Origin of the sequence: Pseudomonas sp. DC1.2, assembly GCF_034351645.1 — a bacterium.
Lineage (GTDB): Bacteria > Pseudomonadota > Gammaproteobacteria > Pseudomonadales > Pseudomonadaceae > Aquipseudomonas.
Genome location: NZ_CP133782.1, coordinates 494,330 through 508,373 on the forward strand (window position 1 = coordinate 494,330; position 14,044 = coordinate 508,373).

At 57.2% G+C, this 14,044-nt stretch carries 10 protein-coding genes and 2 tRNA genes; 10 read left to right on the plus strand and 2 right to left on the minus strand.

The annotated features are described in order from the left end of the window. Nucleotides 1-45 precede the first annotated feature (45 nt). Nucleotides 46-1,980, plus strand: coding sequence for a methyl-accepting chemotaxis protein (locus tag RHM68_RS02215; protein ID WP_322220325.1), 1,935 nt, complete (start codon nucleotides 46-48; stop codon nucleotides 1,978-1,980). 337 nt (nucleotides 1,981-2,317) lie between these two features. After that, nucleotides 2,318-3,472, plus strand: a complete 1,155-nt coding sequence (locus RHM68_RS02220; protein WP_322220326.1) for a hypothetical protein — start codon at nucleotides 2,318-2,320, stop codon at nucleotides 3,470-3,472. Between the two features lie 218 nt (nucleotides 3,473-3,690). On the opposite strand, the gene RHM68_RS02225 is transcribed toward RHM68_RS02220, so the two are convergent. Next, nucleotides 3,691-3,777: transfer RNA gene (locus RHM68_RS02225), tRNA-Leu, on the minus strand. A 165-nt stretch (nucleotides 3,778-3,942) separates the two neighbouring features. Beyond that, a tRNA-Leu gene (locus RHM68_RS02230) sits at nucleotides 3,943-4,029 on the minus strand. A gap of 226 nt (nucleotides 4,030-4,255) precedes the next feature. Here RHM68_RS02230 and rnr point away from each other — a divergent pair. From rnr to RHM68_RS02270, 8 genes are all read left to right on the plus strand, one after another. After that, nucleotides 4,256-6,886: a ribonuclease R gene (rnr, locus tag RHM68_RS02235; RefSeq protein WP_322220327.1), complete on the plus strand. Its 2,631-nt coding sequence runs from the start codon at nucleotides 4,256-4,258 to the stop codon at nucleotides 6,884-6,886. Continuing rightward, nucleotides 6,883-7,650 carry a 23S rRNA (guanosine(2251)-2'-O)-methyltransferase RlmB gene (rlmB, locus tag RHM68_RS02240; RefSeq protein ID WP_322220328.1) on the plus strand — a complete coding sequence of 256 codons (768 nt, stop codon included), beginning with the start codon at nucleotides 6,883-6,885 and terminating at the stop codon, nucleotides 7,648-7,650. Before rnr ends, rlmB begins: the two co-directional genes overlap by 4 nt. Before the next feature lie 254 nt (nucleotides 7,651-7,904). Next, nucleotides 7,905-8,327, plus strand: coding sequence for a 30S ribosomal protein S6 (rpsF, locus tag RHM68_RS02245; protein ID WP_007939579.1), 423 nt, complete (start codon nucleotides 7,905-7,907; stop codon nucleotides 8,325-8,327). A gap of 28 nt (nucleotides 8,328-8,355) precedes the next feature. Next, nucleotides 8,356-8,586, plus strand: coding sequence for a 30S ribosomal protein S18 (gene rpsR / locus RHM68_RS02250; protein ID WP_002551829.1), 231 nt, complete (start codon nucleotides 8,356-8,358; stop codon nucleotides 8,584-8,586). Nucleotides 8,587-8,623: 37 nt separating this feature from the next. Then, nucleotides 8,624-9,514, plus strand: a complete 891-nt coding sequence (locus tag RHM68_RS02255) for a hypothetical protein (RefSeq protein ID WP_322220329.1) — start codon at nucleotides 8,624-8,626, stop codon at nucleotides 9,512-9,514. 19 nt (nucleotides 9,515-9,533) lie between these two features. Further along, on the plus strand, nucleotides 9,534-9,980 hold the full coding sequence (gene rplI / locus RHM68_RS02260) for a 50S ribosomal protein L9 (protein WP_322220330.1): 447 nt from the start codon (nucleotides 9,534-9,536) through the stop codon (nucleotides 9,978-9,980). 135 nt (nucleotides 9,981-10,115) lie between these two features. After that, the gene (gene dnaB, locus RHM68_RS02265; RefSeq protein WP_322220331.1) at nucleotides 10,116-11,510 is read left to right on the plus strand and encodes a replicative DNA helicase; all 1,395 of its coding nucleotides are present in this window, start codon (nucleotides 10,116-10,118) and stop codon (nucleotides 11,508-11,510) included. A gap of 161 nt (nucleotides 11,511-11,671) precedes the next feature. Continuing rightward, nucleotides 11,672-13,975, plus strand: a complete 2,304-nt coding sequence (locus RHM68_RS02270) for a YgiQ family radical SAM protein (protein WP_322223658.1) — start codon at nucleotides 11,672-11,674, stop codon at nucleotides 13,973-13,975. Nucleotides 13,976-14,044 lie beyond the last annotated feature (69 nt).

The following is a 14,044-nucleotide window of genomic DNA, read 5'->3' on the forward strand; positions in this document are numbered from 1 at the left end:
CCAGTGTGCCATCAATTTAATGGCGCCAAAGCAGAGGGATTTCATGTGTCGGCCGTTCTCTCACTGTTACAAAGCCGTTTGTTGCGGCCAGTGTTCGTTACCCTTGGTATCGCCCTTTTGGTGCAGGTGCTGGTAGCTGTTGCTCTGACTCGGAGCACGGTGACTGCACTAGAGGCCGATCTCGGCGCGAGACTAGGCGCCGATAGCCAAAAACTTTCAGCAGAGTTGGAGCAGGCGGGGCGTGAAGTCACGTCGAGCCTGGACAGCCTCTCCAGCAATACTCGTCAGCGTCTTACTGCGGGATTGTCTTCGCGTCTGAAGGATGAGCAGGCGCAACTGCGTGGGACGTTGGAAAAGGATCTGCAGGAATCGGCCAATGACATGGCGCAGTTACTGGCCTCGGTCGCTCCTCGAGCGATGTGGGACAGTGACGTCCCGACCCTGTCCGAATTTGCCCGCCGGGCTCAGCGCAATCCCAATGTGCTGTTCGTGGTGTATGACGATGCGACGGGTCAGCACTTGACGCGCTACCTCAATCGGGAAAATCCGATCAATAAGGCACTCCTAGAGAAGGGCCAGGGTGAGCGTGCGCTGGACAAGGTGTTGGATGCAGCGAAGCACGATCCGTCAGTTTATTACCTCGAAGCCTCGATCAACCCCAATGGCGTGGAAATCGGCAAGGTCTTGATGGGTGTTTCTACCGCCTCGGTGGAAACTGATCTTGCAGCGCTGGATAAGCGTTTTTCGGCGTTGATTGCCAGCAGTGATCAACTGGTTGGCGACAGTCTCAAAGGTGCGGCGGCGGACAGTGCCGCGGCGATGCGTGCGCGGTTGCAGTCGGCGCAGTCCACGGCGTCTGAAATGAAGGCCAATACGACCAGTACCGTGCAGGAGGCGGCTGGCACGTTGCGCTGGCGCATCGGCATGGGGTTGGCGGTGGTAGGTTTTGGCGTGTTGCTGTTGCTGGCGGTAGTGTTAGGGCGGCGCGTGGTCAACCGTCTGAAAATGCTGATTGCTGCGATGGATGACTTGGCAGCAGGCGAGGGTGATCTGACTAAGCGGGTGCAGATCAGTAGCAAGGACGAGATTGGCGACATGGCCTCGGCGGTCAACCGCTTTGTGGATAAGTTGCAGCCGATCGTGCGTGAAGCGGGCGATGTGGCGCAGCGTACCGGCGTGGAAATCGGCGCGATGACCTTGCGCAATGCGGGGGCGGATGCGGCGGCGGGTATGCAGCGCGATGAAGTCGCCGAGAGCTTGCGCGCGTTGTCGCAGATGGCGGACGAGGCTCAGTCTGAAAGTCATGCCATGCAGGCCGCTTTGCAACAGGTCGTGGATATTCGCCAGGCCACGGACGAGAACACTCGCACCTCGGCGAAGGTTGGCAGTCTGATCGAAGCATTGGCTGGTCAGGTCGATACCGGGGCGAAAGTTATCGAGCGTCTGGCGCAGCAAAGTGAGCAAATTGAAGTGGTGCTGACGGTGATTCATGGCATCGCCGAGCAAACCAATCTGTTGGCGTTGAACGCGGCAATCGAAGCGGCGCGGGCCGGTGAGACGGGGCGCGGGTTTGCGGTGGTGGCCGATGAAGTGCGGGCACTGGCGAGCAAGACGCAAAGCTCTACCGGTGATATCCAGGCGCATATCGTGGCGTTGCAACAAGGTGCGCGTGAAGCGGTGGCGGCGATTGGTCTGGCGGGGCGTCAGGCCAACGAAGGTCTATTGGTGTTGCGCGACAGTGCGCGTTTACAGCAATCGGTGCAGGCATCGGTAGAGCAGGTGCATGCGGCGATTGGTTTGGCGACGCAGGCGGCGGCGCATCAGGCGCAAGGCGCGCAAGCGGTACGTGGGCGGGTTGAAACCATTCATGCACAGGCTGAGAAGGCAGCTCAGGCAGTGGTTGAAACCACTGCCAGCGGCAAAGTGCTGGACGGATTGGCGGCGCAGTTGAAAGCAAGCCTGGGGCAGTTCAGGGCGTAAGATCTTCTGTGTTTGGGCTGGCCGCTCGCGGGGGCGATGTCGGCAGCTCAGACACATTCGGGCGTCAATACAGCGCGCGCGGGGGAAAAATTTAACGTCATGTCAGGGTTTTTTTGGGGGGGCTGCAGGCGCCGGTTGGCTTGGGTGGGCTCGGTCGCACCTTGACGTCATGAGGTTGCTGGTTTCTCGAACATAAAAACGGGCTACCGTCTACTGTCACTTTTCGCAGCTATTCACCCCATGCCTGAAGGTTCCTAATGCAACATCCCATGCAGTCGCTCAATTAAACCCTGATGAGCATATGTGGATACCTTCATATTCACGGAAGGGTTTGCTTATGAGCAATGCAGTGATAAATACGGCCGGACAGCGAGACCTGACTTTCGGTAATCAACTCACAAAAGATGGCACCATTTTCTATGATGGCTTCGCGGGGATTTCACGATCAGACAGCGCTGGGTCAATCATCACCGCATGGCCATATGGGTTCGTCAAGCATGACGCTAACGGCGAACTGAGCTCTACCGTTAACGCTAAGGTCGTCAAGCGTGCAGTGGCCGAACATATCGACATTTACAACCTTGCGATACAGCCTGACGGAAAGCCGCTGATACTCACTGCGCGAGGTGAGGCTAGCAGCGCTTTCATCACCCGATTCAAGCAGGTCGGTGAGGTGGATAGCGACTTTGGTAACAACGGGAGTACTTCGCTCGGCGCTCAGGTATCAAAATTTTTTGCGCCAATAAGCGGTATTTCCATTTTGCCTGGCGGAGACATTCTTTTGGCGTTCTATGACCTGTCAAACAACAGCCATATCATGCGACTCGATAGCCAGGGCGCGTTGATTAACTTTGGGCAGGGTGCTCCCATTCACTTGCCGGCGACCGAGCTTGAAGCTCTGCTGGTCACTGCTGATGGTTTCGTGGTGGGTGGTTCAAGCGCAAAAAAAGCGCTCCTGAAGGGCTTCTTGCACAATGGCCAGCCCAACCCAGGGTTTGGCACCAACGGAACCGTCACTCTCCGCTTTTCAGGCGGCGTAGAGGATACAAAAATCACCGGGTTGGCAGCCGGCCCAAATGGCGCAATCGCAGTAGCGGGGAGTAGTTGGTACTCCCCGCAAGATATCAACTTTGTGGCGAACATCCTTGTCAACGGCGCCCCGGACCCCCTGTTCAATAACGGAGGTCCGCTGGAGACTGGCGCGGGTATTGGCGCCTACACCAGTGTCGTCGTGCAGGCAGACGGGAAGATCGTCACCTTGGCCCGAGATGATCGTAATGGGTCTTTCGTCAATCTGATCAGGCACACTCGGGCGGGCCAATGGGATGCTGATTTCGGGGCAGGGGGCGTCGCCGAGGTTTACCGAGACTCGCAAAGAAGACCGGAAACCGTCTTTATAGATACCTTGGAATGGGTGCAGCCTGGCGGAAAGCTACAAAGCAGCGGAAAGCTGTCGGCTAGCAGCTTCGTCGCACGCCTTCTTAGTCAGTGAGCCCGGTGCGCTAATCAGGCCTGCCGCGCAGGCAATCCTTCATGCGTCATCCGCTAATAGGTTTGTTCGCTCGCCTGCGACAGGTGTAAATGATTGAATGTCGCGTGGCGATAGGCTGCAACTTCAAGCGATTGGACATTTTTTTCAGCAGTCTGAAACGCAAAAACCCGCTTTCGCGGGTTTTTGTTAAATTTCAGAGCGCGCCCTGAAATTTGAATTGGTGCCCAGAAGAAGACTCGAACTTCCACGACCTTGCGGTCACCAGCACCTGAAGCTGGCGTGTCTACCAATTTCACCATCTGGGCATTATCGCGAGCGTTGCCGCTGTTGATGTGGCGCACTATACGGAGCGCACTTTGATCTGTAAACCCCTGATTTGGTTTTAATAAATCATATGCTTAGAATGCAAAAACCCGCTTTCGCGGGTTTTTGTGTGAGCTTTGAAATTGATCTAATCTCAAGCTCTAAATTGGTGCCCAGAAGAAGACTCGAACTTCCACGACCTTGCGGTCACCAGCACCTGAAGCTGGCGTGTCTACCAATTTCACCATCTGGGCAGTATCTTCGGCGCGTCTGCGTCGTCGATGGCGCGCACTATACGGAGCGTCTTTTTAACTGTAAACCCCTGTCATCCAAAAAAGCTGGAATATTTCACCAACGGTATTTAAAACAGCATCGGGGCGTCAATAAAAGGCTTTAGAAGGGCTCTCGTAGCCTGAAATTTCCCGTTTCATTACGCCTATGCCAAACTAACCCGCATATAGACAAGGTGAAAACTCTCTAATGGCCGATTGGCAATCCCTCGATCCCGAGGCCGCTCGTGAAGCGGAAAAATATGAAAACCCTATTCCTAGCCGCGAACTGATTCTGGCGCATCTCGCCGATCGGGGTTCGCCTGCTAGCCGCGAGCAGTTGGTGGAAGAGTTTGGTCTGACCACAGAAGACCAGCTTGAAGCCCTGCGTCGCCGCCTGCGCGCCATGGAGCGCGATGCTCAACTTATCTATACCCGTCGCGGCACTTATGCGCCGGTAGACAAGCTCGATCTGATCCTGGGGCGCATCAGCGGCCACCGTGACGGCTTTGGCTTCCTGATCCCGGACGACGGCAGTGACGACCTGTTCATGAGCCCTGCACAAATGCGCTTGGTGTTCGATGGCGACCGTGCCCTTGCGCGGGTTTCAGGCCTGGACCGTCGCGGTCGCCGTGAAGGCGTGATCGTGGAAGTCGTATCCCGCGCCCACGAAACTATCGTCGGTCGTTATTTCGAAGAAGGCGGCATCGGCTTCGTCGTCGCGGACAACCCAAAGATCCAGCAGGAAGTGCTGGTCACTCCGGGCCGCAACGCCAGCGCGAAGATTGGTCAGTTTGTTGAAGTGAAGATTACTCACTGGCCGACGCCACGCTTCCAGCCGCAAGGCGACGTGGTTGAGGTTGTGGGCAACTACATGGCCCCGGGCATGGAAATCGATATCGCCCTGCGCACCTATGACATTCCTCACGTCTGGCCTGAAGCGGTCTTGAAAGAAGCTGCGAAACTCAAGCCTGAAGTCGAAGAAAAAGACAAAGAGAAGCGCATCGATCTGCGTCATCTGCCGTTTGTCACCATTGATGGTGAAGACGCTCGTGACTTCGATGACGCGGTGTACTGCGAAGCCAGGCCGGGCAAGCTGCGCCTGTTCTCCGGTGGCTGGAAGTTGTACGTCGCGATTGCCGACGTTTCCAGCTACGTGAAGATAGGTTCGGCCCTGGACAACGAGTCCCAGGTTCGTGGCAACTCGGTGTATTTCCCCGAGCGCGTGGTGCCGATGCTGCCTGAGCAGTTGTCGAACGGCCTGTGCTCCTTGAATCCGCACGTTGACCGTCTGGCCATGGTTTGCGAGATGACTATCTCCAAATCCGGCGAGATGACCGATTACTGTTTCTACGAAGCGGTGATCCACTCCCACGCTCGTCTGACCTACAACAAGGTCAGTGCAATGTTGGAGACGCCGAAAATCACCGAGGCGCGTCAGCTTCGCGGTGAGTACAACGACGTTTTGCCGCACCTCAAGCAGCTCTACTCGCTGTACAAGGTGTTGCTGGCGGCTCGCCATGTACGTGGCGCGATCGATTTTGAAACGCAGGAAACCCGAATCATCTTCGGGACCGAGCGCAAGATCGCCGAAATCCGTCCGACCACCCGTAACGACGCACACAAGCTGATCGAGGAGTGCATGCTGGCCGCCAACGTGGCCACCGCCGAGTTCCTCAAAAAGCACGAAATTCCTGCGTTGTACCGTGTTCACGATGGTCCGCCGCCAGAACGTCTGGAAAAGCTGCGCGCCTTCCTGGGCGAGCTTGGCCTGTCCCTGCACAAAGGCAAGGACGGCCCGTCGCCGAAGGACTACCAGGCACTGCTGGCAAGCATCAAAGACCGTCCGGATTTCCATCTGATCCAGACCGTCATGCTGCGTTCGTTGAGCCAAGCGGTGTATAGCGCTGATAACCAGGGCCACTTCGGCCTGAATTATGAAGCCTATACCCACTTCACCTCGCCGATCCGCCGCTATCCCGACCTGCTCACGCATCGGGCGATTCGCAGCGTCATCCATTCGAAAATGGACACCCCGCACGTTCGTCGTGCCGGTGCGATGACCATTCCAAAGGCGCGCATCTATCCGTATGACGAGGCGGCCCTGGAGCAGTTGGGCGAGCAGTGCTCGATGAGCGAGCGACGCGCCGACGAAGCCACCCGAGACGTGGTGAACTGGCTCAAATGCGAGTTCATGAAAGACCGTGTGGGCGAGTCGTTCCCGGGTGTTATCACCGCGGTGACCGGTTTCGGCCTGTTCGTCGAGCTGACCGACATCTACGTCGAAGGCTTGGTGCATGTCACTGCGCTGCCGGGTGATTACTATCACTTCGACCCTGTGCATCATCGCCTGGCCGGTGAGCGTACCGGTCGCAGCTTCCGTCTTGGCGACACCGTTGAAGTGCGGGTCATGCGCGTCGATCTTGATGAGCGCAAGATCGATTTCGAGATGGCTGAAAAGACCATCAGCGCACCGATCGGTCGCAAGAAACGCGGCGCTGAAACAGCTGCACCTGCTGCTAAAACCGCTGCAGAGCCAGCTCCGGCGAAAACCGGCCGTCGTCCTGCCAAGGAAAAAGCGGTCGAAGCCTATCGCCCGAGCGACGCGGCAGCAAAAAACGCCGAGCTGCGCAAAAGCCGTGAAATGAAGCAGGCGTTGCTGTCTGAAGCCAAAAGCGGTGGTAAAGCGGCGTCTGGGGGAAAGACCGGGCGGTCGGCGCCTGAAAAGGCCTCCGGCAGCAAGCCAGCCAAACCGAGTAAACATCGTAAAGGCCCGCCAAAGGCGGGCTCGGCTCCTACTGCCAAAAGCGGCGGAGCACGTAAACCAAAGGCCAAGTCATGAGTCAGTTGGAAAAAATCTACGGCGTGCATGCTGTAGAAGCGTTGCTGCGTCACCACCCGAAACGCGTCAAGCAGATCTGGCTGGCTGAAGGTCGCAGTGATCCGCGCGTGCAAACGCTGATCGAACTGGCGAACGAAAATCGCGTGGCCGTCGGTAATGCCGAGCGACGCGAGCTGGATGCCTGGGTTGAGGGTGTGCATCAGGGTGTTGTGGCGGACGTGAGTCCTAGCCAGGTCTGGGGCGAGGCGATGCTCGACGAGCTGCTTGATCGCAGCGAAGGCGCGCCGTTGTTGCTGGTGCTTGATGGCGTGACCGATCCGCACAACCTTGGTGCTTGCCTTCGTTCAGCCGATGCGGCCGGTGCGCTGGCGGTGATTGTTCCGAAGGACAAGTCGGCGACCTTGACCCCAACGGTACGAAAAGTGGCCTGCGGCGCGGCGGAAGTGATTCCGCTGGTGGCCGTGACGAACCTGGCGCGTACCCTGGAAAAACTCAAGCAGCGTGGCTTGTGGGTTGTCGGCACAGCGGGAGAGGCTGAGCAGAGTCTGTATCAGCAAGACATGACCGGCCCGACTATCCTGATCATGGGGGCGGAAGGTAGCGGCATGCGGCGTCTGACTCGTGATCTTTGCGATTACTTGGTGCATTTGCCGATGACCGGCAGTGTCAGCAGTCTCAACGTTTCCGTGGCCACGGGCGTGTGCTTGTTCGAGGCTCAGCGTCAGCGTAGCGTCAAAGCTGCTGGAACCGCCAAGAAGTCCTGATCTGCTGCACAAACAACTGTGGGGGCATGTCTGCCCCCACAGTTGTTTGTGGTGAGGCGAAAAATGGTGAGCGAGCGAGCTGTTCAAATAATCACCAATTGCCTTGCGCCTCCGCCGTCCCTTCTCTACAATTGCGCCCCTTGCTGTGATGGCAGGCACAAACGTGTCTAGCGTCCGCAAGTCCATAAGTGTCATTCACTCCTTGTCTGACCGCTTTTTAGTTAGCGGCAGGCTACAACCCGTAAGGAGCATTCATGCGTCATTACGAAATCATCTTTTTGGTCCACCCGGATCAAAGCGAGCAAGTCGGCGGCATGGTAGAGCGTTACACCAAGCTGATCGAAGAAGACGGTGGCAAAATCCACCGTCTGGAAGATTGGGGCCGTCGTCAACTGGCCTATGCAATCAACAATGTTCACAAGGCTCACTACGTGATGCTGAACGTTGAATGCACTGGCAAGGCCCTGGCCGAGCTGGAAGACAACTTCCGCTACAACGATGCAGTGATCCGTAACCTGGTCATCCGTCGCGAAGAAGCCGTTACTGGCCAATCCGAGATGCTCAAGGCTGAAGAAAACCGCAGTGAGCGCCGTGAGCGTCGCGACCGTCCTGAGCACTCCGACGCTGAAGGCGTTGACAGTGATGACAGCGACAACAGCGATAACGCTGACGAGTAATCCACGGACCTTTTAAGGAGCCAATTACATGGCACGTTTCTTCCGTCGTCGTAAATTCTGCCGCTTCACCGCTGAAGACGTGAAGGAGATCGATTACAAAGATCTCAACACTCTGAAAGCTTATGTATCCGAGACCGGCAAAATCGTTCCAAGCCGCATCACCGGTACTAAAGCTCGTTATCAGCGTCAGCTGGCCACCGCTATCAAGCGCGCCCGCTTCCTGGCCCTGCTGGCCTACACCGACAGCCACGGCCGCTGAGACCGGGCAGTCGACAAGTTAGTAAGGGATTGAATGCATGCGCGCCTTAGCTGAATTCATCATGCGGGGGCGTGTGCAGGCCACGCTGGTTGTGGCCGGATCTGCGGCATTGCCGCTGTTGTTCTGGTTGAGTGCCGCTGCGGGTTGCCTTGTGCTCCTGCGGCGCGGTTCGGACGCTTTGAGCGTCCTGGGTTTGGGTTTGTTGTCAGTGTTGGTGAGCTGGCACTTCCTGAAAGACCCGACAGCCCTCTTGGTGCTTGTCGGGTCTTGTAGTCTGGCGTTGGTTTTACGCGCCGGCTATTCCTGGAGCCGCGTGCTGCTGGTCAGCATGGCCGTGGGATTGTTGTGTGCCGTGAGTCTGGGGACTGTGTTCAGTTCCTTCATTGAGTCGTTGGCGCAGACGTTTGAAAACGTCTTGCCGCTGGCGATGGGTGAGGTCTACGAGAAATTCTCGGCAGACCAGAAAGCGTTTCTCACGGCGCTAACCGTTCCGCTGATGATCATATCAACAGCGATTTCGCTACAGGTCTTTAGCGTGCTGTGCCTGATTCTTGGGCGCTATTGGCAGGCGTTGTTGTATAACCCCGGTGGTTTCGGTCGCGAGTTTCGCGCCATCCGATTGCCGAAGAGCGTGGCGCTGTCGCTGCTGGCCGTCATGTGTGTTGCTCCGTTTTTCGGGCTACATGCATTGATCTTGTTGCCGTTGTGCAGCGTACCGCTGTTCTTCGCTGGTCTGGCTCTGATTCACGGGCTGGTCGCGCAGAAACGCCTGGCCGGTTTCTGGCTGGTGGGGATATACGTCACGTTGTTGCCTTTCATGCACTTGCTCGGTCCGTTACTGGTGGTTTTGGCCATTGTCGACAGCCTGATTGATTTTCGCGGTCGTCTGGCGTCGAAAGACGCCGACAACGCGAACGGTGAAGGTTAAAAGTTAAGAGGATTTTCACATGCAACTGATCCTTCTGGAAAAAGTCACCAACCTGGGCAACCTGGGTGACAAAGTGAACGTTAAGGCTGGTTACGGTCGTAACTACCTGCTGCCTTACGGTAAAGCGACCGCTGCGACCGCTGCCAACGTGGCTGCGTTCGAAGAGCGTCGCGCTGATCTTGAAAAAGCCGCAGCAGACCGTAAAACCTCGGCTGAAAGCCGTGCCGCCCAACTGGCTGAGCTGGAAGTGACTATCACTGCCACCGCCGGTGACGAAGGCAAGCTGTTCGGTTCGATCGGTACTCACGACATCGCTGATGCACTGACCGCCTCTGGCGTTGAAGTTGCAAAAAGCGAAGTTCGTCTGCCGAACGGCACCATCCGCAACGTAGGCGAATTCGACGTAGCCGTGCATCTGCACGCCGAAGTTGAAGCCACCGTACGCGTTGTCGTGGTAGCAGCTTAAGCAACACTTGATCGGCTGGCGGCTTGCCCGTCAGACGGTTAACATCGGGCACGATCCTGTTTACAGGTCGTGCCCTTTGTCTTTCTGCAGTTCCTGATTTTCACACCCCTGCTTTTCCTAAAGAACCAAGTGGCCATGAACGATATCTCTGCTCCTGAGCAATACGATCTGCAAACCGCTGCCCTGAAGGTGCCGCCACATTCTATCGAGGCCGAACAGGCCGTGCTCGGTGGTTTGATGCTGGACAACAACGCCTGGGAGCGTGTGCTCGATCAAGTCTCCGACGGCGATTTCTATCGGCATGACCACCGTCTTATCTTCCGCGCAATTGCCAAGCTGGCTGACCAGAACTCACCCATCGACGTGGTGACCCTGGCTGAGCAATTGGACAAGGAAGGTCAGACTTCGCAAGTCGGTGGCCTCGGTTACCTTGGGGAGCTGGCCAAAAACACGCCGTCTGTCGCCAACATCAAGGCGTATGCGCAGATCGTCCGCGCGCGGGCCACTTTGCGGCAGTTGATTGGCATCGCTGCCGAGATCGCCGACAGCGCTTTCAACCCGGAAGGCCGAACGGCTGAAGAGATTCTCGACGAAGCCGAGCGGCAGATTTTCCAGATCGCCGAGGCTCGGCCGAAGACCGGTGGTCCGGTCAGCGTCAACGATTTGCTGACCAAAGCCATTGATCGTATCGATACGCTGTTCAACACCGACAACGCGATCACTGGCCTGTCCACCGGTTACACCGACCTGGACGGCATGACCAGTGGCTTGCAACCCTCCGACCTGATCATCGTCGCCGGTCGTCCATCCATGGGTAAAACCACCTTTGCGATGAACCTCGTAGAAAACGCCGTGTTGCGCAGCGACAAGTGCGTACTGGTTTACTCGCTGGAGATGCCAGGCGAATCGCTGATCATGCGTATGTTGTCGTCCCTCGGTCGGATCGATCAGACCAAGGTCCGGGCCGGCCGCCTGGAAGACGACGACTGGCCTCGCCTGACCTCGGCGGTCAACCTGCTTAACGATCGCAAACTGTTTATCGATGATACGGCGGGCATCAGCCCATCGGAGATGCGTGCGCGGACACGGCGTTTGGTGCGTGAGCACGGCGAGGTCGGGCTTATCATGATCGACTACCTGCAATTGATGCAGATTCCAGGGTCTGGCGGTGACAACCGGACCAACGAGATTTCCGAAATTTCCCGCTCCTTGAAAGCCTTGGCCAAGGAATTCAACTGCCCGGTGGTTGCGCTGTCGCAGCTCAACCGCTCTCTCGAGCAGCGCCCGAACAAACGCCCGATCAACTCCGACTTGCGTGAATCCGGAGCAATCGAGCAGGATGCCGACGTCATCATGTTCGTTTACCGGGACGAGGTTTATCACCCGGAAACCGAGCACAAAGGCATCGCCGAAATCATTATCGGCAAGCAGCGAAACGGGCCTATCGGTACGTCGCGGCTGGCGTTTATCGGTAAGTACACCCGTTTTGAAAACCTGGCGCCGGGTAGCTATAACTTCGACGACGAGTAAGTCGCAGGGAACGCCCTCGACTCAGGGGTTATGTTTTGCCTCCAGACTTCACACAAAACAGGCGCCGCAATTTCCGACTGCTATGGTCGGAATTGGTTATTTTTTGTGCTATATTCCGCGCCCGCGAAATTCAATGAAAGCCAACACCGGTTATCGACATGATGCAAGCAGCCAAGCCGTTATTTGACTATCCCAAATACTGGGCCGAATGTTTCGGGCCAGCGCCATTCCTGCCCATGAGCAGGGAGGAGATGGATCAGCTCGGCTGGGATTCCTGCGACATCATCATCGTCACCGGTGATGCATACGTCGACCACCCATCGTTCGGTATGGCAATTATCGGCCGGCTGCTAGAGTCCCAGGGCTTTCGCGTCGGGATCATTGCCCAGCCAAACTGGCAATCCAAAGACGATTTCATGAAGCTCGGCGAGCCGAACCTGTTTTTCGGCGTCGCCGCCGGCAACATGGATTCGATGATCAACCGCTACACCGCCGACAAGAAAATCCGTTCCGACGATGCCTACACCCCCGGTGGTTTGGCGGGTAAGCGTCCGGATCGCGCGAGCCTGGTCTACAGCCAGCGCTGTAAAGAAGCTTACAAAAACGTGCCGATTGTACTGGGTGGCATTGAGGCGTCCTTGCGCCGTATCGCCCACTACGACTACTGGCAGGACCGGGTACGCAACTCGATCCTGATCGATGCCTGCGCCGACATTCTGCTTTACGGTAACGCCGAGCGAGCCATTGTCGAAGTCGCCCAGCGTCTGTCCTACGGTCACAAGATCGAAGACATCACTGACGTGCGCGGCACCGCGTTCATTCGTCGCGACACGCCGCAAGGCTGGTACGAAGTCGATTCGACACGCATCGACCGTCCGGGCAAGGTCGACAAGATCATTAACCCGTATGTCAATACGCAAGACACCCAAGCCTGTGCCATCGAGCAGGAAAAGGGCCCGGTTGAAGATCCGGAAGAAGCCAAGGTTGTACAGATTCTCGAAAGCCCGCGGATGACTCGCGACAAGACCGTGATTCGTCTGCCGTCGGTTGAAAAAGTCCGTGGCGACGCGGTTCTTTATGCTCACGCCAACCGCGTGCTCCACCTGGAAACCAATCCGGGTAACGCCCGCGCGCTGGTGCAGAAGCACGGCGAAGTCGATGTCTGGTTCAATCCGCCGCCGATTCCGATGACTACTGAAGAAATGGATTACGTGTTCGGCATGCCTTACGCACGGATCCCGCACCCTGCGTATGGCAAGGAAAAGATTCCAGCCTACGACATGATCCGTTTCTCGGTGAACATCATGCGGGGCTGCTTCGGTGGCTGTACGTTCTGCTCGATCACCGAGCATGAAGGTCGGATCATTCAGAACCGTTCCGAAGAGTCGATCATTCGCGAGATCGAAGAGATCCGTGACAAGGTGCCAGGTTTCACCGGCGTCATTTCCGACCTCGGCGGCCCGACGGCTAACATGTACCGCATCGCTTGCAAGACCCCGGAAATTGAATCCGCGTGCCGCAAGCCATCATGCGTGTTCCCTGGCATTTGCCCGAACCTGAACACCGACCACTCGTCGTTGATCCAGCTGTATCGCAGCGCCCGTGCCTTGCCAGGTGTGAAGAAGATCCTGATCGCCTCCGGCCTGCGTTATGACCTCGCGGTCGAGTCGCCGGAATACGTCAAGGAACTGGTGACCCACCACGTCGGTGGTTACTTGAAGATCGCCCCGGAACACACCGAGGAAGGTCCGCTCAACCAGATGATGAAACCGGGCATTGGCAGCTATGACAAGTTCAAGCGCATGTTCGAGAAGTATTCCAAAGAAGCTGGGAAAGAGCAGTACCTGATTCCTTACTTCATTGCCGCGCACCCCGGCACCACTGACGAAGACATGATGAACCTTGCCTTGTGGCTTAAGGGCAATGGCTTTCGCGCCGATCAGGTGCAAGCGTTTTACCCGTCGCCGATGGCCACGGCTACCGCGATGTACCACTCGGGCAAGAACCCGCTGCGTAAGGTCACTTACAAGAGCGACGCGGTAACCATCGTCAAGAGCGAAGAGCAGCGTCGTCTGCACAAAGCGTTCTTGCGTTATCACGACCCGAAAGGCTGGCCGATGCTGCGTGAAGCGCTGACCCGCATGGGTCGCGCCGACTTGATCGGGCCGGGTAAGAACCAGTTGATCCCGCTGCACCAGCCGGCGACCGACAGTTACCAAAGTGCCCGCCGCAAGAACTCGACGCCGGCTGGCAGCCATAAAGTCGCGGGGGAGAAAACCACCAAGATTCTGACCCAGCACACTGGCTTACCGCCGCGTGCCAGCGATGGCGCTAACCCTTGGGACAAGCGTGAACAAGCCAAGGCTGCGGCGTTCGCCCGCAACCAGCAGGCAGCGAAGGATCGTAAGGACGCGGCCAAAGGCAAAGGGCCAAAGCCTGCGCGTAAGCCGGTAGTGCCACGCTAAGCTGCGCTTGAGCTGAACAGAACGCCAACCTTCGGGTTGGCGTTTTGCTGTCCGCTCTCAGGCTTCGCG

Bases quoted from the DNA above. Each gene is read 5' to 3' on its own strand.
- RHM68_RS02220 (WP_322220326.1), top strand. From the start codon at position 2,318: ATGAGCAATGCAGTGATAAATACGGCCGGACAGCGAGACCTGACTTTC.
- rnr (WP_322220327.1), top strand. From the start codon at position 4,256: ATGGCCGATTGGCAATCCCTCGATCCCGAGGCCGCTCGTGAAGCGGAA.
- rlmB (WP_322220328.1), top strand. From the start codon at position 6,883: ATGAGTCAGTTGGAAAAAATCTACGGCGTGCATGCTGTAGAAGCGTTG.
- rpsF (WP_007939579.1), top strand. From the start codon at position 7,905: ATGCGTCATTACGAAATCATCTTTTTGGTCCACCCGGATCAAAGCGAG.
- rpsR (WP_002551829.1), top strand. From the start codon at position 8,356: ATGGCACGTTTCTTCCGTCGTCGTAAATTCTGCCGCTTCACCGCTGAA.
- RHM68_RS02255 (WP_322220329.1), top strand. From the start codon at position 8,624: ATGCGCGCCTTAGCTGAATTCATCATGCGGGGGCGTGTGCAGGCCACG.
- rplI (WP_322220330.1), top strand. From the start codon at position 9,534: ATGCAACTGATCCTTCTGGAAAAAGTCACCAACCTGGGCAACCTGGGT.
- dnaB (WP_322220331.1), top strand. From the start codon at position 10,116: ATGAACGATATCTCTGCTCCTGAGCAATACGATCTGCAAACCGCTGCC.
- RHM68_RS02270 (WP_322223658.1), top strand. From the start codon at position 11,672: ATGCAAGCAGCCAAGCCGTTATTTGACTATCCCAAATACTGGGCCGAA.